20 protein-coding genes are annotated in these 26,008 nt (G+C 34.5%); 8 read left to right on the plus strand and 12 right to left on the minus strand.

The window, feature by feature from the left end:
- The first annotated feature begins 8 nt into the window (after nt 1-8).
- Nucleotides 9-1,241 carry a glycosyltransferase gene (locus KO521_RS14080; protein ID WP_215940521.1) on the plus strand — a complete coding sequence of 411 codons (1,233 nt, stop codon included), beginning with the start codon at nt 9-11 and terminating at the stop codon, nt 1,239-1,241.
- A 377-nt stretch (nt 1,242-1,618) separates the two neighbouring features.
- Here the strand turns inward: KO521_RS14080 and KO521_RS14085 are convergent, their stop codons facing one another.
- The 3 genes from KO521_RS14085 to KO521_RS14095 form a co-directional block, all read right to left on the minus strand.
- Nucleotides 1,619-2,983, minus strand: coding sequence for a lipopolysaccharide biosynthesis protein (locus tag KO521_RS14085; RefSeq protein ID WP_215940522.1), 1,365 nt, complete (start codon nt 2,981-2,983; stop codon nt 1,619-1,621).
- A gap of 118 nt (nt 2,984-3,101) precedes the next feature.
- Nucleotides 3,102-4,085, minus strand: a complete 984-nt coding sequence (locus KO521_RS14090) for a hypothetical protein (RefSeq protein ID WP_215940523.1) — start codon at nt 4,083-4,085, stop codon at nt 3,102-3,104.
- 10 nt (nt 4,086-4,095) lie between these two features.
- Nucleotides 4,096-5,556 (minus strand): MBOAT family O-acyltransferase, encoded by a 1,461-nt coding sequence (locus KO521_RS14095; RefSeq protein ID WP_215940524.1) that lies wholly within the window; start codon nt 5,554-5,556, stop codon nt 4,096-4,098.
- A gap of 650 nt (nt 5,557-6,206) precedes the next feature.
- Here KO521_RS14095 and KO521_RS14100 point away from each other — a divergent pair.
- From KO521_RS14100 to KO521_RS14110, 3 genes are all read left to right on the plus strand, one after another.
- Nucleotides 6,207-6,941, plus strand: a complete 735-nt coding sequence (locus tag KO521_RS14100; RefSeq protein WP_215940525.1) for a WecB/TagA/CpsF family glycosyltransferase — start codon at nt 6,207-6,209, stop codon at nt 6,939-6,941.
- A gap of 1,749 nt (nt 6,942-8,690) precedes the next feature.
- Entirely contained in the window at nt 8,691-9,920 is a 1,230-nt protein-coding gene (locus KO521_RS14105; protein ID WP_215940526.1) for a glycosyltransferase, read from the plus strand.
- A gap of 538 nt (nt 9,921-10,458) precedes the next feature.
- Nucleotides 10,459-10,704 (plus strand): hypothetical protein, encoded by a 246-nt coding sequence (locus KO521_RS14110; protein WP_215940527.1) that lies wholly within the window; start codon nt 10,459-10,461, stop codon nt 10,702-10,704.
- Between the two features lie 121 nt (nt 10,705-10,825).
- On the opposite strand, the gene KO521_RS14115 is transcribed toward KO521_RS14110, so the two are convergent.
- The 3 genes from KO521_RS14115 to KO521_RS14125 form a co-directional block, all read right to left on the minus strand.
- Nucleotides 10,826-14,260, minus strand: coding sequence for a malectin domain-containing carbohydrate-binding protein (locus KO521_RS14115; RefSeq protein ID WP_215940528.1), 3,435 nt, complete (start codon nt 14,258-14,260; stop codon nt 10,826-10,828).
- Between the two features lie 525 nt (nt 14,261-14,785).
- Nucleotides 14,786-15,451 carry a DNA-binding response regulator gene (locus tag KO521_RS14120; protein WP_215940529.1) on the minus strand — a complete coding sequence of 222 codons (666 nt, stop codon included), beginning with the start codon at nt 15,449-15,451 and terminating at the stop codon, nt 14,786-14,788.
- A gap of 12 nt (nt 15,452-15,463) precedes the next feature.
- Nucleotides 15,464-17,398 (minus strand): tetratricopeptide repeat-containing sensor histidine kinase, encoded by a 1,935-nt coding sequence (locus tag KO521_RS14125; protein ID WP_215940530.1) that lies wholly within the window; start codon nt 17,396-17,398, stop codon nt 15,464-15,466.
- Between the two features lie 350 nt (nt 17,399-17,748).
- On the opposite strand from KO521_RS14125, the gene KO521_RS14130 reads away from it, so the two are divergent.
- Nucleotides 17,749-18,057 (plus strand): T9SS type A sorting domain-containing protein, encoded by a 309-nt coding sequence (locus KO521_RS14130; RefSeq protein WP_215940531.1) that lies wholly within the window; start codon nt 17,749-17,751, stop codon nt 18,055-18,057.
- Between the two features lie 231 nt (nt 18,058-18,288).
- Nucleotides 18,289-18,612 carry a T9SS type A sorting domain-containing protein gene (locus KO521_RS14135; RefSeq protein ID WP_215940532.1) on the plus strand — a complete coding sequence of 108 codons (324 nt, stop codon included), beginning with the start codon at nt 18,289-18,291 and terminating at the stop codon, nt 18,610-18,612.
- A 114-nt stretch (nt 18,613-18,726) separates the two neighbouring features.
- Here the strand turns inward: KO521_RS14135 and KO521_RS14140 are convergent, their stop codons facing one another.
- Nucleotides 18,727-19,158, minus strand: a complete 432-nt coding sequence (locus KO521_RS14140; protein ID WP_215940533.1) for an FKBP-type peptidyl-prolyl cis-trans isomerase — start codon at nt 19,156-19,158, stop codon at nt 18,727-18,729.
- Nucleotides 19,159-19,425: 267 nt separating this feature from the next.
- Between KO521_RS14140 and KO521_RS14145 the strand changes: the two genes are divergently transcribed.
- Nucleotides 19,426-20,403, plus strand: a complete 978-nt coding sequence (locus KO521_RS14145) for an acyl transferase (protein ID WP_215940534.1) — start codon at nt 19,426-19,428, stop codon at nt 20,401-20,403.
- On the opposite strand, the gene KO521_RS14150 is transcribed toward KO521_RS14145, so the two are convergent.
- Both KO521_RS14150 and tyrS read right to left on the minus strand, forming a co-directional pair.
- Nucleotides 20,400-20,930, minus strand: a complete 531-nt coding sequence (locus KO521_RS14150; RefSeq protein ID WP_215940535.1) for a hypothetical protein — start codon at nt 20,928-20,930, stop codon at nt 20,400-20,402. The two genes, KO521_RS14145 and KO521_RS14150, sit on opposite strands and share 4 nt — an antisense overlap.
- 98 nt (nt 20,931-21,028) lie before the next feature.
- Nucleotides 21,029-22,324, minus strand: a complete 1,296-nt coding sequence (gene tyrS, locus KO521_RS14155; protein WP_215940536.1) for a tyrosine--tRNA ligase — start codon at nt 22,322-22,324, stop codon at nt 21,029-21,031.
- 102 nt (nt 22,325-22,426) lie between these two features.
- Here tyrS and KO521_RS14160 point away from each other — a divergent pair, with 102 nt between their 5' ends.
- Nucleotides 22,427-23,431, plus strand: coding sequence for an NAD-dependent epimerase/dehydratase family protein (locus KO521_RS14160; RefSeq protein WP_215940537.1), 1,005 nt, complete (start codon nt 22,427-22,429; stop codon nt 23,429-23,431).
- Here KO521_RS14160 and KO521_RS14165 read toward each other — a convergent pair.
- The 3 genes from KO521_RS14165 to KO521_RS14175 are packed head-to-tail and all read right to left on the minus strand — an operon-like array spanning nt 23,412 to nt 25,900.
- Nucleotides 23,412-23,834 carry a DUF4296 domain-containing protein gene (locus KO521_RS14165; protein WP_215940538.1) on the minus strand — a complete coding sequence of 141 codons (423 nt, stop codon included), beginning with the start codon at nt 23,832-23,834 and terminating at the stop codon, nt 23,412-23,414. The two genes, KO521_RS14160 and KO521_RS14165, sit on opposite strands and share 20 nt — an antisense overlap.
- A gap of 1 nt (nt 23,835) precedes the next feature.
- Nucleotides 23,836-25,170 carry a dihydroorotase gene (locus tag KO521_RS14170; protein WP_215940539.1) on the minus strand — a complete coding sequence of 445 codons (1,335 nt, stop codon included), beginning with the start codon at nt 25,168-25,170 and terminating at the stop codon, nt 23,836-23,838.
- Between the two features lies 1 nt (nt 25,171).
- A complete protein-coding gene (locus KO521_RS14175; protein ID WP_215940540.1) occupies nt 25,172-25,900 on the minus strand; it encodes a polyprenol monophosphomannose synthase in 729 nt (242 codons plus the stop codon).
- Nucleotides 25,901-26,008: the final 108 nt, after the last annotated feature.

Genomic DNA, 26,008 nt, shown 5'->3' on the forward strand with positions numbered 1-26,008 from the left:
CCTATTCAATGAAAAAATTAAAAATTTTAATCTCAGCGTATGCATGTGGTCCTAACTCTGGTTCTGAGCCAGGCATGGGTTGGAACTTTGTAACTGGTATAAGCAAACATCATGAACTTCATGTAATCGTTGAAAAGAGAAAATGGGAAAAACCTATTTTAGATTATTTAAACGAAAATCCTACGTTTAATAACAACATAAATTTTCACTTCATTGAAAAACAACGTAATAAAAAACTAAGAAAAATTTGGCCACCCTCCTACTATTGGTTTTACCGTAAATGGCAAAAAAAAGCACTTGCTTTGGGTATTGAGCTTAACAATAAAGAGAATTTTGATATAATCCATCATTTAAATATGGTTGGCTATAGAGAACCAGGATATTTATGGAAAATAAACAAGCCATTTGTTTGGGGCCCAATTGGTGCATTAGAGAACTCTCCATGGAGCTTTTTACCTAGTTTAGGAATACAAGGTATGGCCTATTATGCAAGTCGAAATTTATTGAATTCGTGGCAACAGAACTTTAAAAACAGGTTAAAGAAAGTAGTGGAAACTAAAAATTCTAGACTCATTGCCGCAACACCTCAGGACGCAATAAAAATTAGACGGCTTTGGGGGAAAGATGCTGTAATTATCTGTGAGGTAGGCCAGGAAAAAAAGCAACCATTGCATTTGGTTAGAAGAAAAAAAGATAGTCCCCTAGCCATAGTATGGAGTGGTCAACATACTGCAGGAAAAAACTTAAGTTTACTTTTAAAATCTTTAAAGAATATATCTATTCCTTACGAGCTACACATTCTTGGGAAAGGCCCCATGACTGAGGCATGGATAAAAATGGCGCAAAAATTAGAGGTGGACAAAAATTGTATTTGGCACGGTTGGGTAGACAGGGTAAAAGCACTGAATGTTATGAAAATGGGGCATGTTTTTTGCATAACTAGCATTAAGGACCTAACAGCTAGCGTCACTTTAGAAGCATTATCTAATGGTTTACCCATAGTTTGCTTAAACCACATGGGATTTGCGCATGTAGTTAATGAGAAATGTGGTATTAAAATTCCTGTAGACAACCCTAAAAATGCACAACGCAATATAGCGCTTGCTTTAACTAATTTGTACCAAGATGAAGAATACCGTTATCAATTATCTCACGGAGCTATTGAGCGAGCCGCTGATTTTAAATGGGAAAATAAAATCCAAAAAATCAATGATATATATTCTTCTGTAACTAACCCCTAAAATAGATTAGAACACTTTACAGTAGCTCCGCTGTTACACCAAAAAATATTTTGTATATCAAAACAGGTATACTAATAAAAACAAAACAGTATTATCATTAAAAAAACAACTAAAATTTATATATACAATTATATTCGCATTTTAGGTTTCTTTAATAAAGAATATTTACGAAGTATAAATAGCAGTAGTTAATTAAACCTTACTGTGTAATTAACACATAAAATACCTTATGTTATTAGCTTTTACATTTTTTCATAATAGATACTCAATCAATCTAGAATTACCAAATTATCAACAGCAAAAGATTTTCCTATCTCTCTTGGTTAGATTTAAAAATGTCGATATAGCTAAATTTAGTTCTTAAGCCAGACATTTTTTTATTTATCCCAGATACCAATAGCTCTATTGTTTATTATTTTAAAATATTGAATAGGTAACAAAATTAAATTTGGAAAAACACAAATAGACGTTGCTATAATTACACCTTCTACTCCAAATGAAGTGTATTTGACCAAAAAAATTGATAATGGAACGTTTAAAAGAGCTCCTATAGCTACAGAATACATTTGTAATTTTATCTTACCAATACCGTTTATAAAAAAAACAAAAGGGGAATAACATAAACTGATTATAAAATATAAAGCCATACTTACAGTTAATTTCATAGGAACTTCTACAAGTTCTCCTATCCACAATTTATAAGCAGAAGGAGCTACGAAAACTAAAAATATAACAAGCATAACTGTTACTAGAGAAATTTTTAATAAATTTTTCATCGCATTTTTTATCCAACCTAATTCTCCTTTTGTGTATGCATCAGTAATACTAGACCAATATGGTGTTAATATAATAACGGATATCATTTGAGATATACCTATATACTTATAGGCAATATTATACGGAACAACCTCTTCAGGACCGAGTAGTTGTGTTATAATAAAATTATCTGTTGTAAACATTATTAGCCCTGCAATTTGTATTATAAAAAACACGATTCCTAAGCTAAAAATATCCTTAAAATACGCTTTCTTCCAAAACGAAAATTGTGGCTTAAATTCTTTATATGTTGTAGAAAATGCGTAAATATTAAGACTTAAAAGTACAACAATTGGGAATACAGAAAATATAACTCCAAAAAGCAATAAAGAGCTTGTTGTTGTTTGCGTTAATACCCAAATTAAGAACAAAGAACTCGCTGCAATTATAAATTGAATTTTACCTTGCATGGAATGATTTTGGTTTCCTATATAAATAGATGTAATTAATTTAAAAATTAATTGTAAACTAAAGCAACCAAAAACCACAGGCATTAATATTCTTAATTGTTGTTGTAATTCTTGGGAAGTATTAAACACACTAGCCCAATCTACGAAGTAACTAACTAATAATGACAAAATAAAAAACACTGCACATATTGCCCCTATTGTATAATAAGCTGTGCTAACATATCCTTTTGCCAGATCTAAATCTCCTTTAGCTTTAGCTTCTGCAAATTTATTTCGCAATCCGTTTCCAAGACCAATATCAAAAAAAGCAAACCAACCTATAAATGAACTCAAAGTTAACCAAACACCATAATTTTCTGTATCTAAAAAATTAATAGTCAAAGGCACTAACAAAAAAGTAGCTATAATACTTCCTCCTTTATATATTGCTGACCACAAAACATGTTTAGTAATATTTTTAGTTCGATCACTTTGAACGCCTACTTTAGAAAGTATTTTGGATATAAAACTCTTCAATATTTTTTTTAAGTTAATAGTTATCTATTTCTATTTTTTTAGTTTCCAAATTGCCTTATTGTTACAACTTGCAATACTTAACAATCCAGGATGCTATTTCTTTATTGAATAAAAGAAACTAATTCTTAATAGACTTTAACTTATCTATGGCTTTAGCATTATTCTTAAGTTGCTCTATAAAATCAGAAGTTCTTATATCGGACCCCTTTGAGATAAGATGATATTCAGAATCAAAAAACAAATTCTGGGGGTACATTGCCTGCAATGGACTCCCAATTATTTCAATATTATTCTTATTTAAAAATGAAATTATGAAATTAAAATAATTTGAATATTTCTCATTCTCATAAGCTTTGTCATATATTAAATTGGGGAATGTTATAAATAAACTTATGTTTTTCTCATTGCAATAGTTATTAAACTCATTAATAGCCTTAAGACCTTTAAATTCAACATCTAATGTTTTTGGCAGCTTAATAGGGCTTTTCTTTGTTTTTAAAGAATCATGAATAGTCATATTTAACATATCTCCATTCTCATTAATATTTTTAAGAAACTCTAATCGCTGTTCTTCTTTTCCAATATTTTTTCCATTTAAAAGACTACTAAATAAATCGATTACATTTATACTTGACAGCATTTTTAATTGTTCCGTATAGTCATACTTAGTATTAAAATATTCTTTATCGTAAGTCAACAAATACTTGTTTAAAGTTATACTTGGCTCCCCGTTATAAGTGAAATTATTATATTCAAGAGGTAAGATTACAATATCGCCTTCATTTAATATTGGCTTTAATCTATCTATAATATAGTCTGTCTTTAATCCTGCATGAATAGACATATTATAAGCAGGGACTCCAAAAGCATCTTCTACTTGATACGCTCTTATTCCTAAAAAATTATTACTCCCCGATGAAAATAAAATTTTGTTCCCTTTTGCTTTTTTTGCTAAAGATTCTTTAAAGTTAAAATAAGTTTCAATAGAATAGCTATCGTCTTTATTATCATAATAAAAATAATACACAGATACGAAGTATATACCAAAAATTAATGGAATACATACTAGCAAGGATAAATTAAAAATCTTAAACTTTTTCATGATTTATTAATTAAAAATCAAAATATAAAAATTCAGATTTTATAGTTAAAAAGGAAACAACAGAGTAAACAAAGAAGATACAAGCTACTACAAAATTAATGGTATTAGGCTTAAATGATTTTACCAAATCATTGGTGTTTTTCAATACTAAAATGATTATAAAAGCAAGAACCAAACTAATGACAACTTCTTTATTAGGTCCAATTTTCTGAATACCTGCTCCAAATTCAACACCATAATCAGTTAAAAAGGAGAATTTACCAGCTAAATCAGCTGGCAACACTATTTCTCCTGAAAACATTCCTTTTAAGACTTTTATTGCATCACTCCAACTTGTTGCTCTAAAAAACACCCAAGCAATATTCACAAAATTAAAAGTAATAAACCAAGCGAGTATATTATTTAATTTAAACCCAAGCTTACCCCAGGCTCTATTTACAACTAAAGCTAATCCATGCAAAACACCCCAAAAAATAAATGTCCAACCAGCACCGTGCCATAATCCTCCTAAAATAAATGTAATCATTAGGTTTTTGTAGGTATTAAACTCACCCAATCGGTTTCCCCCTAAAGGGATATACACATAATCTCTTAAAAAACGTGAAAGTGTAATATGCCAACGTCTCCAAAAATCTTGTATACTTAAAGACTTATAAGGCGAATTAAAATTCTCTGGAAGTTTTATATTAAACATCAATGCAACCCCCAATGCCATATCTGTGTATCCACTAAAATCGAAATACAGCTGGAAAGTATAAGATAAGGAAGTAGCCCAAGCCTCGAGCAGATTTAAATTTTCTGCAACATCAAACCCGGCACTTGCCCATGGAGCAAAACTGTCTGCAATTATAGTTTTCTTAAAGAGTCCCAATGCAAAAAGATAGAACCCAGCTGCAAAATTTTCATGATTGAATTTCACACCTTTTAAACTAGCGAACTGCGGCATCATTTCTTTATGATGAACTATTGGCCCTGCAATTAATTGAGGAAAAAAAGTAACAAAAAGCGAATAGTTTAAAAAATCATACTCTTTTGTTTCTCCTTTATATGAATCTACTAAATAGGCAACTTGCTGAAAAGTAAAAAAGGAAATAGCTAGTGGTAAAGCTAGATTAAGAAGAGGAATATTTGTGTTTACGACATTATTTATATTTTCTATGAAAAAATCGGCGTACTTAAAATAACCCAATAGTGTTAAATTAGAAATAACACCAAAAGTCAAGACTTGTTTTTTATTAAAACCGAAAAAGGCCCTATTTTTAGAAAACGTGGAGCCAATTCCATAATTAAACAACATAGATAGTACTATTAAGGAAAGGTATACTACATTCCACCAGGAGTAAAAGAACAGAGATGCTATCACTAAAAAAACCTTCCCGATTTTATATAACTTAAGATGGTTTAAGTAATAATAAACCAGAAGAGTTATTGGTAAAAAAAGGAATATAAATATGTAGGAATTAAATAACATTCTATTTATTTGATAAAATTAGTAAACAGTTTTATACTAAACATAGTTATTCTTTCCGCCTTTAGATATTCATTTTTTTTAATGTATACCATTTATCAAACAAAAAAAAACAAACATTCTTTTAAATCTATATTTTTCGCGAAAATAACTTAATAAATTACTTTGCATTAATGAATTCATTTTTTTTCGACAATCAATACCAAATTTCCGATTGAATGACGGGTTATTTAGATTTTTAATTGAAAATCTAAATATTACTGCTAATATAAATTTTAACCTTACAATTTGATAACCATTAGGTAATCCATACTTAAAATTTACCTAACACATGAAAAGTAATCTATAATTAACTTTGGGGAAAATAAATGGGTAAAATGAAAAACTCCAAAAAATTTTTCTAATGAGCATTCTTCCTTTTTATAGTCGGAGAGGTATTACTTGTACAAGTGCACCATTATATTTAAGTAAGTAGTTTTAATTTCTCCATAGTTTTATAGTGCGATAGAAATAAATTAATTGTTTAATGATGTTATTGTAACACACAATTCTAAAAATAAGATTCGTTTAACCTATTTTTGTGTTCTCTTATAGATCTTAAGAGAAACTTGCGCTAGTATTATCTATTTTTGCTTTGAATTCCCCTAATTCATATGCAAAAAGAAACTAATACATTGAACGTTCTGAATTACCCGGTGTACAAATTGGACCTAAACCAATTAAATGGTACGAAAAAGCTCTTAATAAATACCATTAACCAATACTCCTTCTGTATTGCAGAGAAAGACACTAAGTTTAAGGAGGCTCTTTTACAATCGGATGTATTACTCCCGGATGGAATCGGTATCGTTGCAGCTGCAAAATTTATAAATAAGGAAAAAATAACCAAAATAGCTGGTGCCGATTTACATGCTTATTTTTTAGAAAAACTAGACAAAGAAAGTGGCTCTTGCTTCTACATGGGATCTTCGGAAAGCACTTTAGTAAAAATAAAAAAACGATTACATAAAGAGTTTCCTAATATAAAAGTTGGTACCTACTCCCCTCCCTTTAAACCAGAATTTAATACTGAGGACAATACTGCCATTTTGGAAGCAGTTAATTCTTTTTCACCAGATGTATTATTTGTGGCCATGACCGCTCCCAAACAGGAAAAATGGAGCTATCAATTTAAAAATGAGTTAAATACACAATATATTTGCTCCATTGGTGCAGTTTTTGATTTTTATGCTGGCACAATCACTAGACCAAGTAAATTTTGGCAAAACTTAGGACTAGAATGGTTAGGAAGACTACTTAAAGAACCTAAAAGAATGTGGAAACGTTATATATATTATGGTTTTGTTTTTGCTGGACATTTAGTAAAACACAAGTTTAAGAAAAACTAATTCCTATTTTTAATCGTCCAGTTTTAGGTATTCAACCAAACAACTGGCTGAAATCATGCTTTGAAAGAATTCGAATAATACTAAATATCAAAAATTTTCGTCGACAAAACCCATTTTACTACCTTAACATTACAAAAAATGTTTTTTTTCCAGAACTACTACTTTAAGTTATATCGATGTTATATACAAAACATCGATACAAAATTAAGAACCTACCATATTTTAATATATTTACGAATTGGATTAATAAACTATTCTTTAGATTAGAGTTAAGAGAATATTTGTATGATAATACCATGAGAAATTTAATACTAATTATTTTACTTGTTTGCGCTAACATGGTTACTGCCCAAATTAAAATTGGTGATAACCCACAAACACTAGATGATACATCTTTACTAGAATTAGAGAGTTCATCTAAGGTTTTAGTCATAAGCAGAATGACGGAGGTAGAAATACTCGCTTTAACCCCTCTACAAGGTGCTATGGTATATAATATTGATGCCTCTTGTATATTTTATTATGATGGTATAGCCTGGAATAACTTATGCGATGGCGCTAGTACTGGAAGTATTTCTTGGAGTGAGATTACTGGGGACTTAACGACTAATACTGATTTAGTTAATGAGTTTGCAAAATACGTAGACCTATCTACTTCACAATCTATAGCAGGAGAAAAAACACTTACGGAAAAATTTACTGTAGATACAGGAGATATTACAGATCAAAGTGCCGAGTTTTTTGGAACCGTAAAAGGAGAACAAGGAACAGCACCAGAACATTTTGTCACTAAAGCACAATTAGATGCTTCTGGTGGTGGTGGAGGTACTTGGGGCTCTATTACAGGGTCACTAACAGACCAAACCGACTTAGCCACGGAGTTTCAGAATTACGTAAACTTAACAACAGCACAAACCGTANNACTAACCGTAAATACAGGTGATATTACTGCGCAAAGCGCTGAATTTTTAGGGCGTGTAAAAGGGGAAAATGGAACAGATCCAGAAGACTTTGTAACTAGAGCACAATTAGATGCTGTTACAATTGGTGGGCATACAGGGGTTGAGGGTTCTATATTTTTTGCTGGATCAAATACACAACCAGCCCAAAATAATGCAAACTTATTTTGGGATGACGATAACAACCAACTTAGAGTTGGTAGTGCCCCACCTGTAAATGGAACAACCAATTCAACCTTAAATATACAAGGTTCTGTTTCAAAACCTATTGAACAAGGTGTCACTACATTAACCGAGGAACATTACACAGTAACTTTTAACTTTCCTGACTCTTTTATAGAATTACCTGACGCTACTACTTGCTATGGTAGAATCTACGTAATCAAATTAGGACCTGCCGCTACAGGTATAGATTCTAATGGCTACCAAAATAATCAATTTGTATTTGTAAATGCTTTGACAGCAGGAAGAGTAACACAGTTACAAAGTAATGGAGTATTTTGGGAGCAAATTAATAATTAAAACTGTTTTTTACACTTACTATAAAAAATCTATTTTTCATAGAAGGTACTTGTTTGTGTATAGATTCTCCACTCTCTTAAACCATATTTTCAGCGATACGCTTTAGTGTAGATACCCCAAATTTTAAAACATAGAACATCTCAACTTTTACGTCTTAACATTGCTCAACAAAAATGTTTAGATTTGACACCGAAATTTTTGCAATAATGCAAAAACAAAAACGTTTTAACAGAAATCTACAATCCCTAAAGTTGAATTGCCAGAATAAATGAAAAAAATTGTATTAAGTGCCTATGCTTGCTCTCCGTACAAGGGCTCTGAATACTGTGTAGGTTGGTCTTGGGCTACAGGTCTTGCTAAAAAGGGCTATCAGGTTTGGTGCTTTACAAACACGGAAGACCAAGAAGATTGTGAGAAAGAAAGGTTAAAACAGAAATTAGAAAACCTTACTTTTATTCCAATTTCATTGACAACACCACTGGATAAAATTCTTTTAGATAATTCCTCTAAGGCTATATACCTACATTACTATCTATGGAAAAAGAAAACAGCCAACCAAGCTAAAAAATTACATCAAAAAGAGAAAATTGATATCGCGCATCATGTCAGCTACGGTAGTTTTCAACAAGGAAGCCCTCTTTATAAGTTAGACAAGTGTAAAATAATTTTTGGCCCTGTTGGCGGTGGACAAATGGCATTGCGAATTTTTAAGCCTTATTTTGGTTCTTCCTGGAGTACAGAAATAATACGTAAAAATGTTTCTAAATTTCTTATGCGGTTTAACACATCTTTGAATAAAACCTTAAATAAAGCAGATGTAATATTAACAGTAAACCAAGAAACAGAACAATTATGGCAAACTTCTAAATATTACAAAGAAAGAATAAGTTTTAATTTTAGTGACTCTGCATTACCTATACAATTTGAACAAAACCAATATATTCCTGCGAAGAAAAACAAAGAATTAAGAATTTTATGGGTTGGTAGATTATTACCCCGAAGAGGCTTGGAACTTTCATTAAAAGCACTCTCTTACCTTCCAAATGATTTACCTTACAAGCTCATAGTCGTAGGGGATGGAGAACAAGGAAATAAAATTAAAGATTGGATAGAGAAATACCAATTAAACAAAGCTAAAATTCAGCATTTGGGATGGATTCCTTATGAACAAATGCATGAAGAATATGAAAACGCAGATGTAATGCTATTTTGCCCCTTACGAGACACTGCAGGTCTGCAAGCCACGGAAGCCATGGGATTTAGCCTCCCCATAATTACTCTTAATATTAGCGGAATGCGAAGCATTGTACCCGAAACTTGTGGCATAAAAATAAACCCTAGCACAACCAATGGAACAGCCCAGGATATTGCCAGTGCTATAGAACGTATGTATACTGATTTTGATTTTAGAAAAATGGCAGCTAAAAACGCGTATAATGAGGCAATGAACAATACTTGGGCCAATAAAATTGCCGAGGTAACTACCCATTTTTATTAAAAAGCCAAGAATTATTTTTTCGTAAGAAACACCTTGTTTTTACCTGTATTCCTATTTTAACATAATGTTTTCTGATAGTTAGTATCAGTTCATGGCTCTATAAACGAAGTGATTTTAAACCTAATATATAGATATTATTGAGCCGACGTCTATATAAAAACAGAATACTATACTTTTTAATAGATTTACTGTTGTATTTAAAAAAACTATTCTTTTTAAAGGATACGAGAATGGCTATAGGTTAATTACATGAATAGTTGCCTTATAGTTTTAGTAGATGTTTTTACTAATTTGGTTTCATGAAAAAAATAAAAATTTAGTTAGAAACAATGAAAAGAACTGGTTGCAAAATGTCTTCAACAGATGGACTTTTTGGCAATGGTGTTTACGATGAAAACATCAAATACAAAAAATATAATGCAGAGTATTATTATCAGACCTTGTTTAATATTTACAAAAATATTCAGCCAATATTGGACGGAAAACATTGCAAAAAATTCCACTTCTAAAAAAGGTCGTTAAGACAAAAACCAGAAACATGTTAGCCAATGGTTTTCCGGACCTATGGTCTTTTGAATTCTTAAACGTACATAATTGCATGATTATGAGTAGCGTGGTTATAGAGAAATCCATTTTAAACAAAATCAACAATTTTAAAAATATAAAGAACGGTGAGGAAGATTATGATTGCTGGTTGAGAGCCCTAAAACATACGGATAGTGTTTATGTCAAAGATGTTTGTTTTTATTATGATGGAGGGCATGGAGATGGTCAAAATTGGTAAACTATACACTATGATAAATTAAGCTTACTTCTTTCAAACCAAATAACAATAAAAACCACGACATAAATTGCCGTGGTTTTTTCTAATTTATAGTATTAAGACCAATAAATGTCTACTATCGCTATTCTTTGATTACCTTAAAAGTCCATTCAGAACCGTTCTGTAATACGTTTACAATGTAAACCCCATCCGGATAGGCCGAAAGATCTAACTCAGGCTCTCTCTCGTCCGTTTGTAAAGTAAGTATAACGTGACCGGAGAAATCCGCCACTATAATCTCTTTAACACCTTCTGATATGCCGGTTATTCTGAAATTACCAACTGTAGGATTAGGATGAACATATCCCGGTTGAGTACTTTCTATAATCAACCTCTCTACGCCATCATCCGTAGCATTAGATTTGGAGGTTAAGTTACCTGACGGTGAGTTGATATCACTGTCTTCATATAAGGAAGAAACTTGCTGTTTAGTAAGTGGGTTGTTGAACAACTTTACATCATCAATACCCCCTTTAAAGTATTCATCACTCCATCCTGCCCAGCCAATCCAAGCTACGTCCTTTTCTTTTACTGTTCCAGAAAGCGACTCAGTGTGAATATTCTCACCATTGATATACCAGCGCATATCACTACCATCAAACGTACAAGTAACCATTTGCCAAACATTACTTTGGATATTTCCTTTACTCAACAACTTTCTACCGTTCTCATTTGTGGTAACTTTAAATGCAAGCTTACCGCGATCAACAAACATCATGAAACCGCCTGATGTACTAGTACCAAATATACCTTGGTAAATATCTTCTGCATTGCTAGGATTAACCCACGCAGAAACGGTAAAGCCTGATTGCAAACCTTTATTGATATTTGGTAACCGAATACGGTCATCAGACCCATCAAATAGTAAAGCACCTCCTATTTGACCATTTGTTTTGTTTTTATCAAAAGTTAAACCTTTCTCAAGTGTACCTGTGCGGCCTTGACCACTTGCATCGCTCGCGCTTATTCCTTTTAACTCATCTAATGGCCAATGACCAACTAGACCTGGTAATTCCTCTACTACGATTTCCTCTACCGGTGGCACGGGAACGGTTGGAGGAACTGGAGGTTTAACCTCTTGAGTTCCCAAAATCTCTATAGCATTAATGACCGGGTGTCTTGTGCCACCATCTGAATCTAATGAAGAAAAATCTATCTCTAATTTGCCATCGGTAACATTTACAACATGTGTCTTAACGAGCTCTGACTCTGCTCCTACCTGAGCAAAAATATCGAGATTATCTTCTACTAATTTTCCTTCAAGACGTACATCAAAAACGCGGTTGCCAACTCCACCGCTACCACCGCCAGTAGCTCCAAACCATAACTCTGCAAAATATAGATTTACCGTATACTCACCATTTTCCAATGGAATGTCATAGCTCATTACTTGAGAACGACTATATCTAAACGTCCTAAACTGTCCGGTAAGACCCGTTTGTGGTCTATCTAAAGTTCGTCCCGTATTATAATACTTATCCGCAGAGAAAGCATTTCCATTATGGGTAACCGCACTACCTCCCGAATTTATTCGTAGGGCAAAATTATTTGGTTTACTATCGTCAGGTTCGTCAACTTTTGGCTCTTCAACTTTTGGCTCTTCAACTTTTGGTTCCTCAACTTGTGGTTCTTCAACTTGTGGTTCTTCAACTTCTGGCTCTTCATTACCTCCGTCTGTATAACCTTCTGACCTAATACGGTAAGCCCAACTTTTTGTTCGATCATTATTTGGTAGAGAAGGTGGTTGTAATCTACCTGAACTGTTTGTTTTAATAGTACCTGCTGAAATCCAACCTCCACTAGTCACGTTCCACCACTCGAATAAGTAAGTTTCAGAAGCCAATAAATTTGTTAGCGAAGGGAGTGATGACGGGCTGTTCCTAGAATCTGCCGCAAAAAATCCTAAGCCAAATGATTTATCATCCGAAATCGATAATGTATGAAGATAATCCTGACTGTCACTTAGATTAGTGTCCGCCGCTGGTATCAATCTGGCATAATTATGATCAGAATCCAAAATAAAACTTTTTAAATGACCCATAGCTTGAGAATCAAATCGCTTTAAAGCGTTAACCTGAGGGTCATTATTTGCTACGATTGTTCCCCCATCGGACTGACTCCTTCCTGTTGAAACAGCTGCTCCTGCATACCACGCATCTCCCCAAGCATGTCCTGCCAAGCCACCGCTTAGTACAGATCCGTACATTTGCATTTGTGCCATGGTTGCATCATTTAGCCCTGGGTTTATTTCATTACCGGAATGTAGTCCCCAACCTGGATAAAATGGCTCTAAATTAAGTGATGGTTTTGCCGGTTGATGGTGATAAATATTACGCATCCATAAATGCATAGTTTCATCTCTTTCTGCATTACTAACATTCTGAATGTCAAGAGCGGTGGGTATATCTCTTTCCCAATTGTTTAAAGAGGTATTAAAGGACATTGCTGTTCTAGGCTGTCCATAGGGCATTCTATAAGCACCCATCTTACTGTATAACTTACTATTTGCTGCCCTAACTACTTCTTTCCATTTAGGATATACAGAAGATTGACTATCATGATGCACCCAACTAAAAATCATATTGTAGCAACCATATCGCGCCCATAAATAGCGGACATAGTTATAAAACGCATCTTTCTCCTTAGTAGAACGCGTATACCACAACTCACTCCTTCGAACAGTTTCAAATAAAGTGACAAAACCTTGATCAGACAAAAACTGCATTCTCTCATCTACGGACTGCCAATACGATGGTTGAATCTTAAGATAATCAACTTCTTGCCCAGGGCCTTTCAATTCAAATGGCCCCTCTCCGTTAGGGCCTGTTTTTTTGTGGTGCGTTTTTTCGGCCCATAATTCAGTATAGCTATCATTAGGAAAGCTAGCAATAACATTAAGACCATTAAACCCTTGTCCTTTTCTTGCTGAAATGTAATCCTTCAAGGATATTCCACTAATATTATTTGCACGATCAAAACCAAATACTGAGGTTAGCGCAGACCAAGACGTATCTGCCGTGTAAAAGAATGGAGTACCATCCGCATATTCCAGAGTACGATTGTTGGAAGCCACTCTTATAAAACCTCTGTTGTTGGGATTACTACTTACATTTGCCGTAGTAGCAGTAAAGACTCCACTTCGGCCTATAAAACTCCGGTCTGAATTTTCGACTGTTTCATTTAGAACTTTCCAGGTCCATTTTCCTGGGGAAGTAGCCACCAAACGAGCACGGAATACATTTCCGCCATCCCAGAATATTGGTATGCGATATACTTCAGTTGAAGAACCTTCCTTTTTTAATTCAACCCAAACATCTACATCCATGTATGCGTTACTATATTGTTGTTGACTATTAAACTCTATTTCAACAACTTCCATAACCCGGTAGCTGGTTTGTTGGGCAAATAGACTAGTATTTGTAAAGCCGTACAGTGTTACGAGCAAAACTATTCTAACCAATAAAGAATTGTGTTTGTAAAAGCATCTGCTTTTTACAAAATCGATAAATGAAATCATTTGTGGGGGAATTTAAATTAGTTTTAACTAAACAAATACGTTAGAAGAGTGGTGATTGGACGTCATTCATCCATAAAATATGCTTTTTAACGTTTGTAACGTTCGGATGGTATTATTTATTGTCCAATCTAGAATTATTAAAAACCAAACCCACAAAATTGATGATCCCCCAATCATCTCCTATGCGGGTTGGCTTAAGATTTGGTAACCATCGTCATGAGTTATATCCCTTTTCAACAGTTTAAACATACAGTCAATTTAACTAAAGATATTTCTCCGCTTCTAGAACCAAAATAGTACAAACCATATGATAGTCTAAACTTATATCGCTTAATGGAAAAGCGGTCAAAGAATCATCTGTTTCCATATCATAATCTAAACTACATTGCGGTGTATTATCTAATTAAATACTGGGCACCTATCAAAAGGTTTGGACAAACATACCATCATAAAATGCCAATACCTTACGGATATCTGTAAGGTATTGGCATTTATTGACTCAGAATAAATGAGAAGTATATTTTTTTAAATTCTGCCTTGCTTAATCAACTTAGCAATAAGGTGGTGCGTATTTTTAGCCCCGAAGGCATCAAATAATCTACTTACTTTTTTATCTATAGTACTTTCACTATTTGGAGAAATATTCTGATTTTTCATTTTCTCGGAAATTTCTTTTTTGGTAAAGCCCTCGGCTAGGTCTTGCAAAATCATAAGGTCGTATTTATCCAATTCAAAAATAGTGTTAGCGGTATTTAAATTGATCTGCGGAGAGACATACGTTCTGTTCTGATACACTTCTTGAATAGCAGTCATCAGTTCACTAAGTCCATTACGACCTTTGCAAACAAAACCGTTGATTTTCTGAGTAGTGAAAAGCGGGTTAATCTCTGCTGGATTATCTATCATTGAATTTACAATGATTTTTACATTAGGATCTATGCCTCTTACAGCCTCAATAAGAGATTGGCCAGAAGTCAACCTACGAGCAACAGGTCCTTCCTTAAACGACAAATCTGTAATTACTAATTCATAACCATCATCATTAGCAAATGCTGTTTTAAATCTATTATAGGCATTATCACAATACAATTCTTCTTGTATTTCTTCTATTTCAAGCCTGTCTTCAATGGTATTGACAATACCCTTGTTGGTATCTTGAAAATCTTCTGCTATCAGTATTTTTTTGAACATAGCCGGCACTATTTAATTCGGAATTTTTACTTGAGCTCTAAAACCTTCGCCCTTCTCAGAATCAAAAGTAAGACTTCCGTTAATGGCTAGAATACGCTTTTCTGTATTCCATAGTCCATTTTTATTATTTAGGCTACTTTTTGCAGCACCATTGCCGTTATCCGCATACAGTATTTTTAACCTGGTCTTGGTCTGTTCAAAATCTAAAGAAACTATCGAAGCCCCACTATGCTTTTGCATATTTATCATTAGCTCTTGCAATACTTTATATAGGGTTTTCTTAGTTAAATCCGATAAGATGTTCCAATCTACCTCCTTACTTCCAGTAACTAATAATTGGGTGTTTTTACCATAGCTGCTTAACATGCCAAAAAGCACCTCTTTAAATCTTGAGCCGGTATCAACATCATTGATTTTCCTTGAAAAATCCCTACTCTGACTATATAAACTGTCAACAACATTTAAAACTTCCGTAGTATCCGAACCATTCTGAAGCAATACCATGGCGTGGTTTAGTTTTCCTGCAAAATCATCATGCAGTTTTCTTGAAAATTCCGCCTCGGTCTCATAGGTGGCTTCTATTTTTGCCGTTCTACTCTGCTGTTTTAAACGCCTTGCCCTTTGTATAAAAAAGAATACGCCACAAACAGATAGTACCAGAACAAATGCCAAACCTGAGTATGATATTAATTTCTGATTGCGCTGTTCGGCAACTTCTAATTGATTTTCCGCATTTTTCTTTTCCAAGCGAAGGATAGATTCTTGCTTAAGCGTATCATCATATCTATATTTAGCAAATTGGGTCTTTACTTTTAGTTCTTGATCATATAAACTATCCTGCAACAAAACATAGCGGTCTTTTACTTTAATATCATTAGGTACCAGCTTCATTAGTTGACGTAATGCATCCTTTTCTGCCCGTGGTATTTTTAAAGCATTTGAAAGTTGAATTACAGAATCAAAATAGGCTTTTGCTTTTCTAGGATCCTCCTTACTATAAAACTCCCCTAAGTGGCTATAACTCGCCATTTGACCTCTTTCATCCTTCGCCTTAATCCTTATTTTTAATGGTTTCTCAAAAGCATTGGAACTAATTGATTCTCCTGATAGCCATTTTGCATAGGCCAAATTATCTTGAACTCTAGCAAGCTCTTTTGAAGTAGTCTTGATAACGGAATCTTTCTTTATTCTGCTCAAAAGTTCAATAGCTTTACCCAACTCATTATCATCAATATAACTAGCGGCTAAATTGTTTTTGTAAATCAAACGGCTTTTATCGGAATCCGTTATATCTATTGCCTTTTGGTAATAATTTACGGCATCTGAAAAATTTAAAAGTTTCCTGTGGTTAGTAGCCAAGGTATTATAACAATTGGCCCTTTTATCCGGTTGTTTCAAATACCGCAAGGCATCCGTTAGCGTTTCTTTACTGCCGAAAAAGTCATTGTTATTTTTTTGGATGACACCAATGTTCAAGAGGTTTTCACCAATTTGACTGCTATCGTTCAACTTGGTATAATATTCTTTTGAAAGTGAATAACTTTCAACTCCCTTATAAAAATCATGCTTTATTTCAGCAAAATAATAGCCTAACAAATAATAGTGTTCTGCTAAAAGCGATGCATTTTCATTTTTTGAATTGTGATTTAAAAGAAGGTTACTATAATATACCAAGCTATCATACTCCCCAGCAGTAAAATGTAGCAGGCTTTTTTGGTCCAGGACGTATTCATAAAGCGAATCATCTACATGATTTTTTAAATCTTGATACGATTTATTTATGGCCTCTTTTCGCTGCTCTATTGGTAATTTTCTGTTTTTTGAAATTTTGTATTCAAGAGTGGTACTATCAGAAACTAATCCAGGAGTTCTTGTTGATTCATTTCTAGAAGTACAGGCAACAATTAGACAACCGATAATTAAGAAAACCAACTTTTTCAAAAGCATTAGGAATTGTTAGATTAACCAAAAAGAGCCCTACTATAAAACATGGCTCAAATTAATCAAATTTATCGGCTTTGCTGTGAAGATTCCATAACTGAAATCTTCTTACTCTATTTTCAATACGACCAATTTTGAATATGAATAATATTCTATGCCGGGTTATTGTAAAAGACAAAAATCAACATGATTAAGAATAGGAAGATTGAAAAACGGAATATGAACTATCCGATTTTCATCGTTTCACAACTTAAATCTTACTTGATACACACATTTTCCTACATTTCACAACTTGCCTCAACGATCAAAATAAAGATTTCGTATATTCGTGGTATATTATTTGCTCACATAATTATATGAAGCACTTTTACTTAATTCTTACTTTTCTATGTATTTCCTTTTCCTATGGGCAAAATTCCCAAGGAAATGGAGACATTAAAGGTTTTAAACTTTACCCAAATCCCGTTACTAACGGTAAGGTATATATTAGTACTTCCGAAAATGGCCCAAAGAAAATTTTAATTTATGATGTTTTGGGAACTCAGGTATTTGAGAGTAAGATCAATGAAGACGAACTTTACCTTTCCAATATTGACGCAGGTGTCTATGTACTGCGTGTATACCAAAACAATAAAGTGGCTACCCGAAAATTAATTATCAAATAGGGCAATACTTTTCAACTTCTCCCAGTACTTGCTGGAAGGCACTTATTTTCAACTTCTTAAAAATTTATCTTCCTAGTTTTCATTCCAACACCTGTCGATGAATGGTAAAAAAACAGCGATGAACGGAAATCAATGCTCTGTTCACAAACACCTAGGCCACTTTCACAACATTTTGTAATGACCAAAGCCCTCGTTGGTTACCTTTAAGCTATTGACCCCAAATCAATAGATATGCGTGCTACCTACTTCATGCTTTTAATGGTATTTACCATTGGGCTGTCCGCCCAGGAATCATTTAAATATGAAAATCAACCCAAAGAAGAAATTCCTGGTTTTAAACTGTACCCTAATCCTGCTTTTACCGATGTAGTGAACGTTATTACGAGAGATAATCAACTAAAACAGGTCAAAGTCTATGATGTCTTTGGTAAAATTGTACTAACTCAACAAATCTCCAAAAGCAATCTTAATATCTCCAGACTAGTGCCGGGAGTATATGTTTTACAGGTAACCGAAAACAAAAAAACCAGTAACCGCAAGCTTGTCGTAAAATAACTCCATAAAAAAAAGCTCCCGTTCGAGAGCTTTTTTCAATTTAATTAAAACAAGTATTAAATATGTTACTCTTATCAATAGTTGTTGAATTACCACGTAATAAGAGACTGTAAACTATAGTATTTCAACTACTTCTAAATCAAAAATAAGATCTTTACCTGCTAAAGGGTGATTACCATCTACTACTATAGTTTCTTCTTTAACATCGGTAACCAACAAGTTGATTTCTTGTCCGCTCTGTGTTTGAGAAACAAGCCCCATTCCTACTTTAGGCTCAATATCCTGTGGTAATTGACTTTTTGGAACCTCCTGTATCAATTCTGTTTTAGGCTCTCCGTAAGCTTCTTCTTTTGGAATATTAACGGTCTTTTTCTCATTGATTTTCATATCAATAAGACCTTTTTCAAAACCAGGTATCAATTGCCCTTGCCCCATTGTAAATTCAATAGGCTCTCCTCTTTCTACAGAGCTATCAAAAACTTCTCCTGTAGCCAATTTTCCTGTGTAATGTACTTTTACTTTATCGTTCTCTTTAACTTGACTCATAATATCATTTTAAAAAACAGCAAAATGCTATTTTATAGCTATTTCGGTAAAGGTACAGGTATAAAACCGGTTACAAAATCTTTAACCCAAGGCTACTGGGTATTTGGAAAACATTAACATATTATTCTCAAATAGTTAAAAGAATTAACATTTGGCTTGTGTTCTCAAAATAGCCCTTTTCATCTGGACCAGAATTATCCACTTTTACCCATGTTGTTTATTTTATACGGTTAAGGATATCACTATTTTTGCCAAAGGAACTCTTTTATGAACGGTAGTAAAATTTTTAAAATTAATTCTCAGCATGAATTTGATGTTCAGGCCTTAAATGTGTTCAAACATCAATATCACAATAATCCTACATATCATCAATTCTGCTCCTACCTAAAAAAGTCTGACGAAAACGTAACCCAAGTTTCCGAAATACCTTTTCTACCTATCTCGTTTTTTAAGTCAAAAGATATAATTTCCGGCGAAAAAAAACCTGAAGCCATCTTTACAAGCAGTGGTACCACAGGAAGCGAGACAAGCAAACATTTTGTGAATCGGATTTCTCTTTATGAACATAGTTTCCGAAAAGCTTTTGAGATTTTCTACGGAAAAGTACAGGATTATTGCGTTCTTGCCCTATTACCATCCTACCTAGAACGGGAAGGTTCATCACTTATCTATATGGTAGATGATATGATAAAAGAAAGCAAACACGAGGATAGCGGCTTCTACCTCAATAATATAGAAAGTCTCCATCAGAAGTTACTAGAACTTGATGCCAGTGGCCAAAAGATACTACTTATTGGGGTCTCTTTCGCTCTTTTGGATATGGTTGAAAACCATCCTATTCAGCTTAAAAATACAATCATTATGGAAACTGGCGGTATGAAAGGGCGGAGAAAAGAACTAATTCGCGATGAATTACATGATATTCTAAAAACTGGATTTGGAGTACCTGTCATACACTCGGAATACGGCATGACAGAGCTTCTATCGCAAGGGTATTCTAAAGGTAACGGTATTTTTGAAACTCCACCTTGGATGAAAATATTGATTCGTGATACGGAAGACCCGTTGACATATCAAGACCACAAAAAAACGGGGGGCATAAACGTCATAGATTTAGCGAATATTGATTCTTGTGCATTTATTGCTACACAAGATTTAGGCAAAACTTATGATAACAGTACGTTTGAAGTGCTAGGCCGTTTTGACAATTCTGATGTTAGGGGCTGTAATCTTATGGTCCTTTAAAGACCTAAAATTTTAGCATCTACGAAGAAGGTTGTATTTACATCTATTTCATGATCAGTGCTGATCAACTCGTCCGTAACGGTTTCCAATCTAAGATTGAATTTATCTTTTTTGATGTAATCCTTAAGGTCAATATCAATTACATCTACATCCAAGACATCGCCTACGGTATCGTCAACTTCCTCTTTGGAAGCAATCATAATTTCATCAAGACCGTCTGCAGAAATATAAACCTTTAAAGATTCAAGGAAACTAAAGTCGCTATCGTCCGGCGTTGTAATCTTTAATTCCAACTCAGTCAGCTTAATTTCCTCGATTAAATCTTTACGCGTATCATTTACCTCAAACTCCGATTCCGAATAGGTTTCCACATCTGGGGTAAACATATCAAAAGGAAGATCAATTCCTGTTGAGGACGGTATAGTAACTTGAGTTGTATAATCTATATTGAACTTGGTAAGCTCATCCAATTTATCACAAGAAGCAAAAACAGAAATCGCAGTAATTAAAATTAGAAATTTACGCATACTAAAACGGGGTTTAAAAAGCATTATGGGTACATAACGCTTACCAAACCCCATTTAGTCTATGTTTTTTTAGAATGGTGAAAAAATTACTAAATCGACTAACTTACCACTAGTACAAAGTAATTTTTCTTACCTCGCTGTAGCAGCACAAACTTGCCGTTGATTACATCGTTTTCAGTGATAAAGTAATCAGCTTTTACCTTTTCCTTATTTACTGAAATAGAGTTTTGTTTCAATTCTCTCCTTGCTTCACTATTAGAAGCCAAAAATCCTGTTTTATCTGCCAAAGCACCGATCATATCCAATCCTGGAGTAAGTTCCGATTTAGAAATTTCGGCTTGTGGGACACCATCAAAAATATCTAAAAAGGTCTTTTCGTTCAGACCTTTTAAATCCTCTGAAGTTGATTTCCCAAAAAGAATGTTACTAGCTTTCTGAGCATTCTCCAAATCTTCCTGAGAATGCACCATAACAGTAATTTCTTCAGCCAGGCGCTTCTGTAACGCACGCATATGTGGCGCCTCTTGATGCTCTTTTATTAAGCCATCTATTTCTTGTTTTGAAAGGAAAGTAAATATCTTAATGTATTTTTCAGCATCCTCATCCGATGTGTTCAACCAGTATTGGTAAAACTTGTAAGGTGATGTACGCTCAGAATCCAACCAGATATTTCCTCCTTCGGTCTTACCGAACTTGGTTCCATCTGCTTTTGTAATTAAAGGGCAAGTTAAAGCAAAGCCTTTTCCTCCTCCTATTCTTCTAATGAGTTCCGTTCCGGTGGTTATATTCCCCCACTGGTCACTACCACCCATTTGTAGCGTACAATTATGGTTCTGGTATAAGTACAAGAAATCATACCCCTGCACCATTTGGTAGGTGAATTCAGTAAAGGACATCCCTTCTTTGGATTCTGCCGAAAGTCGCTTTTTGACCGAATCCTTGGCCATCATATAATTAACGGTGATATGCTTACCCACATCTCTTATAAAGTCCAAAAACGAAAAATCCTTCATCCAGTCATAATTATTGACCAAGATGGCAGCATTATCAGCATTTCCATCAAAATCCAAGAAACGTGACAATTGTTCTTTCAATGCTTCTTGGTTATGACGCAGTGTAGGCTCATCCAGTAAATTACGCTCTGCAGATTTACCAGAAGGATCACCGATCATACCTGTAGCACCGCCTATAAGCGCATACGGTTTATGGCCGGCCAATTGAAAGTGACGCAGCATCATAACACCTACTAAGTGGCCAATATGCAATGAGTCCGCGGTAGGGTCAATACCTACGTAGGCAGATTGCATTTCGTTCATTAGGTGTTCTTCGGTTCCCGGCATTGCGTCATGCAACATGCCTCTCCATTTTAATTCTTCTACAAAGTTTGAAGTCATGTCCGTCTATTCTGAAAATTTGCTACAAATATAAAAGTAAATCATGGCCTGACCCTTGATTATTAAAGGAATTTATTCCGTGCTATTTGCTAACTTTGGCAGATGGTCTTGGTTACAGGAGGAACGGGGTTAGTTGGCTCACATCTTTTATTCAAATTGGTGCAGAACGGTTATTCCGTAAGGGCAATTCACAGAAAAGACAGTGATCTTAAACGTGTGGCCAAGATTTTTGGCTATTATACAGATGACGCCCAACTTTTCAACAAAATAGAATGGGTAGAAGCTGATATTATTGACATACCGGCCTTAGAGATTGCTTTTGACCAGATTACCCACGTCTACCACACTGCAGCACTTATTTCTTTCGACCCACAGGATTTTGATACGCTCCAAAAAATAAACACGGAAGGAACCGCCAATATTGTAAACCTCTGTATCACTAACGGAATAAAGAAACTTTGCTACACCAGCACTATAGGAGCTATTGGCAGAAGTCTAGGTGATGCCATGGCGAATGAAGAAAATGCCTGGACACCTCGCGAAGCCAATGTATACGGATTGACCAAGCAGGCTGCAGAAATGGAAGTTTGGCGCGGTTCCCAAGAAGGTTTACCCGTAGTAATGGTGAACCCGGGTGTAATTGTAGGACCAGGATTCTGGTACAGTGGTAGTGGTGATTTATTCTCGGTAGCTAAAAAAGGATATCGGTTTTATCCGCCTGGCGGAACAGGTTTTATTACCGTTTACGACGTAGTCAAAATGATGATTTCCTTAATGGATTCGGAGATAATAAACGAACGTTATATTGCGGTATCGGAGAATCTAACCTTCCGAGAGATTCTTACGAAAATCACTACCCAGTTGGGAATTAAGCCTCCCAGCGTGCAATTAAAATTTTGGCAACTTGAAATAGGCAGATGGTTTGATTACCTAAAAAACCTATTTCTTAAAAACGGCAGGAGAATTACCAAAAACTCCATACAATCCCTTAAACATCGAGAAATTTACGATAACCAAAAGATTAAAACCGATTTAAATTTTGAATTCGAAGCACTGGATGATACCATTATCTTTTGCTGCAAAAAATTTACGGAAGAGTATCCGTAGCTTTTTTTGCCTTTGCTTCCTGTCTTTTTAGTTTCTCCTTGGCAACCCGTAGGCTATCATTAATTTTTTTCTGCTCCTCTAACGCTTTTCCCTCACGCTCAAGATTAGCCTCTACCTCCTTGTATATTTTCTCATACTCTACAGGCAGAGAGGCATAATACCTATCACTTTCTACCAACTGCAGACTGTCTATGTTATATTTGTTGAAAATATATTCCATAGGCTCTATATCATTATCCCGAAGCACTTGGATATTGGTAGTTTTTGCTGCGTTTACAATAGCCAAATCTTGAAGAATATCAACCATTTTCTCTTTTGGAATAAGATTTTCTGGTTTTTCCAAAAGTTGTTCATTGCAAGAAGCAAATCCAAAAATCACCAACACTATGACTAAAACCCTCATACTATCTGTTGAATGTTAATCGCTTTGCATTTTTCTCAGCAGAGAAGTTTCCGTTTTCATAGGCCAAATGACCATTTACAAAGGTATGGGTTACCGAAGATTTGAAAGTAGTGCCCTCAAAAGGAGACCATTTACATTTATAAGCAATATTTTCTTTAGTAACCTGATAAGGAGCATTCATATCAACAACCACTAAATCCGCATAATAACCTTCTCTAATATACCCTCGCTTTTCAATTTGAAAAAGTATGGCAGGATTGTGACACATCTTCTGAACCACCTTTTCAACAGAGATTACATTTTCATGAACCTTGTCCAGCAATGCCGTTAACGCATGCTGCACTAGCGGACCACCAGAAGGAGCTTTGGTATAAACATTGTCTTTTTCACTTAATAGATGTGGCGCATGATCTGTTGCAATTATATCTAAGCGATCATCTAATAAAGCTTTCCACAATTGATCTCTGTCTCCTGCAGTTTTTACGGCAGGATTCCATTTTATCAAAGTGCCTTTCGTATCATAATCGGTTTCGGAGAACCATAAGTGATGTACACATACCTCAGCCGTAATTTTCTTCTGCTCCAAAGGAATATCATTCCTGAACAATTCCGTTTCCTTACCTGTGGATAGATGAAAGACATGAAGACGTGCTCCCGTTTTCTTTGCCAGTGCAATAGCTTTTGAAGAAGAAAGGTAACAAGCTTCCTCACTTCTTATTTTAGGGTGATATTTTACTGGAATATCATCTCCGTATTTCTCTTTATACTCCGCAAGGTTTCTTTTGATGGTACCCTCATCCTCACAATGGGCAGAGATTACCATTTCTGTATTTCTAAAAATCTTTTCAATAACAACTTCATCATCAACCAACATATTACCAGTAGAAGACCCTAAAAACAGTTTTACTCCAGAGCAGGCGTTTCTGTCCAATCGTTTTAATTCTTCCAAATTATCATTGGTGCCACCAAACAGAAAAGAGTAATTGGCAAAACTGGATTTAGCTCCCATTTGGAACTTTTCTTCTAATTTCTCAACAGTTGTTGTCTGTGGTGTTGTATTTGGCTGTTCCATATAAGTAGTAATACCCCCAGCCACTGCAGCTCTACTTTCCGAGGCAATATCTCCTTTATGGGTAAGACCTGGCTCTCTAAAATGTACCTGATCATCAATAACTCCCGGTAAAAGATATTTTCCTTCTATATCTATTACTTTGGCCGTATCATCAGAAATATTAACGGCAATTTTCACGATTAAGTCATCTTGAAGTAGAACATCGCTTTCAAAAATTGAATTTTCGTTTACGATTTTGGCATTTTTTATCAATACTTTCCCCATACTAAAATCTAGATTTATAGAACATACTTCGCATTTTCATCATAAAAACACCAAAAATGGCCTCTTTAATGATAGATGATGTCATTTTTGATTTACCTCTTACTCTGTCCCGAAAAATAATGGAAACTTCTTCAATCTTATAATTCTTAAGATAGGCCCTAAATTTCATTTCTATCTGAAACGCATACCCAACAAAACGAACAGAATCTAAGTTAATATTTTCTAAGACATGACGTTTATAGGCCACAAAACCAGCGGTTGGATCATGCACTCTCATACCTGTAATAATCTTTACATAAAAGGACGCTCCGTAAGAGAGCAACACCCTGTAAAGAGGCCAATCTACCACATTCACTCCCTTTTTATAACGTGAGCCCACCGCTACATCCGCACCATTGGCACATGCCCTATATAACCTTATAAGGTCCTGTGGGTTATGGGAAAAATCAGCATCCATCTCAAAAATATAACCATACTTTTTTGCAATCGCCCATTTAAAACCATGAATGTACGCCGTACCTAAACCAGATTTCTCTTGCCGCACTTCCAAAAACAAACGTTCAGGAAATTCTTGTTGTAACTCCATTACTTTTGCAGAAGTACCATCAGGAGAATTATCATCAACTATTAAAACATGAAAATCCTTTGGAAGAGCAAAGACAGCTCTTATTATAGCTTCAATATTCTCTATCTCATTATAAGTGGGGATAATAACTAGACTGTCTGACACGTAGTTGCTTGAATTTTGACAAAAATAGCATTTTAAAGGTCACCGGAAAATGACAACTATCGAATTGTGAAATTTTTAAAGTTTAGCTATCTATCAGAATTCGTAATT

The sequence above is a fragment of the Zobellia uliginosa genome, assembly GCF_018860745.1.
Classification (GTDB): Bacteria; Bacteroidota; Bacteroidia; order Flavobacteriales; family Flavobacteriaceae; genus Zobellia; species Zobellia uliginosa_B.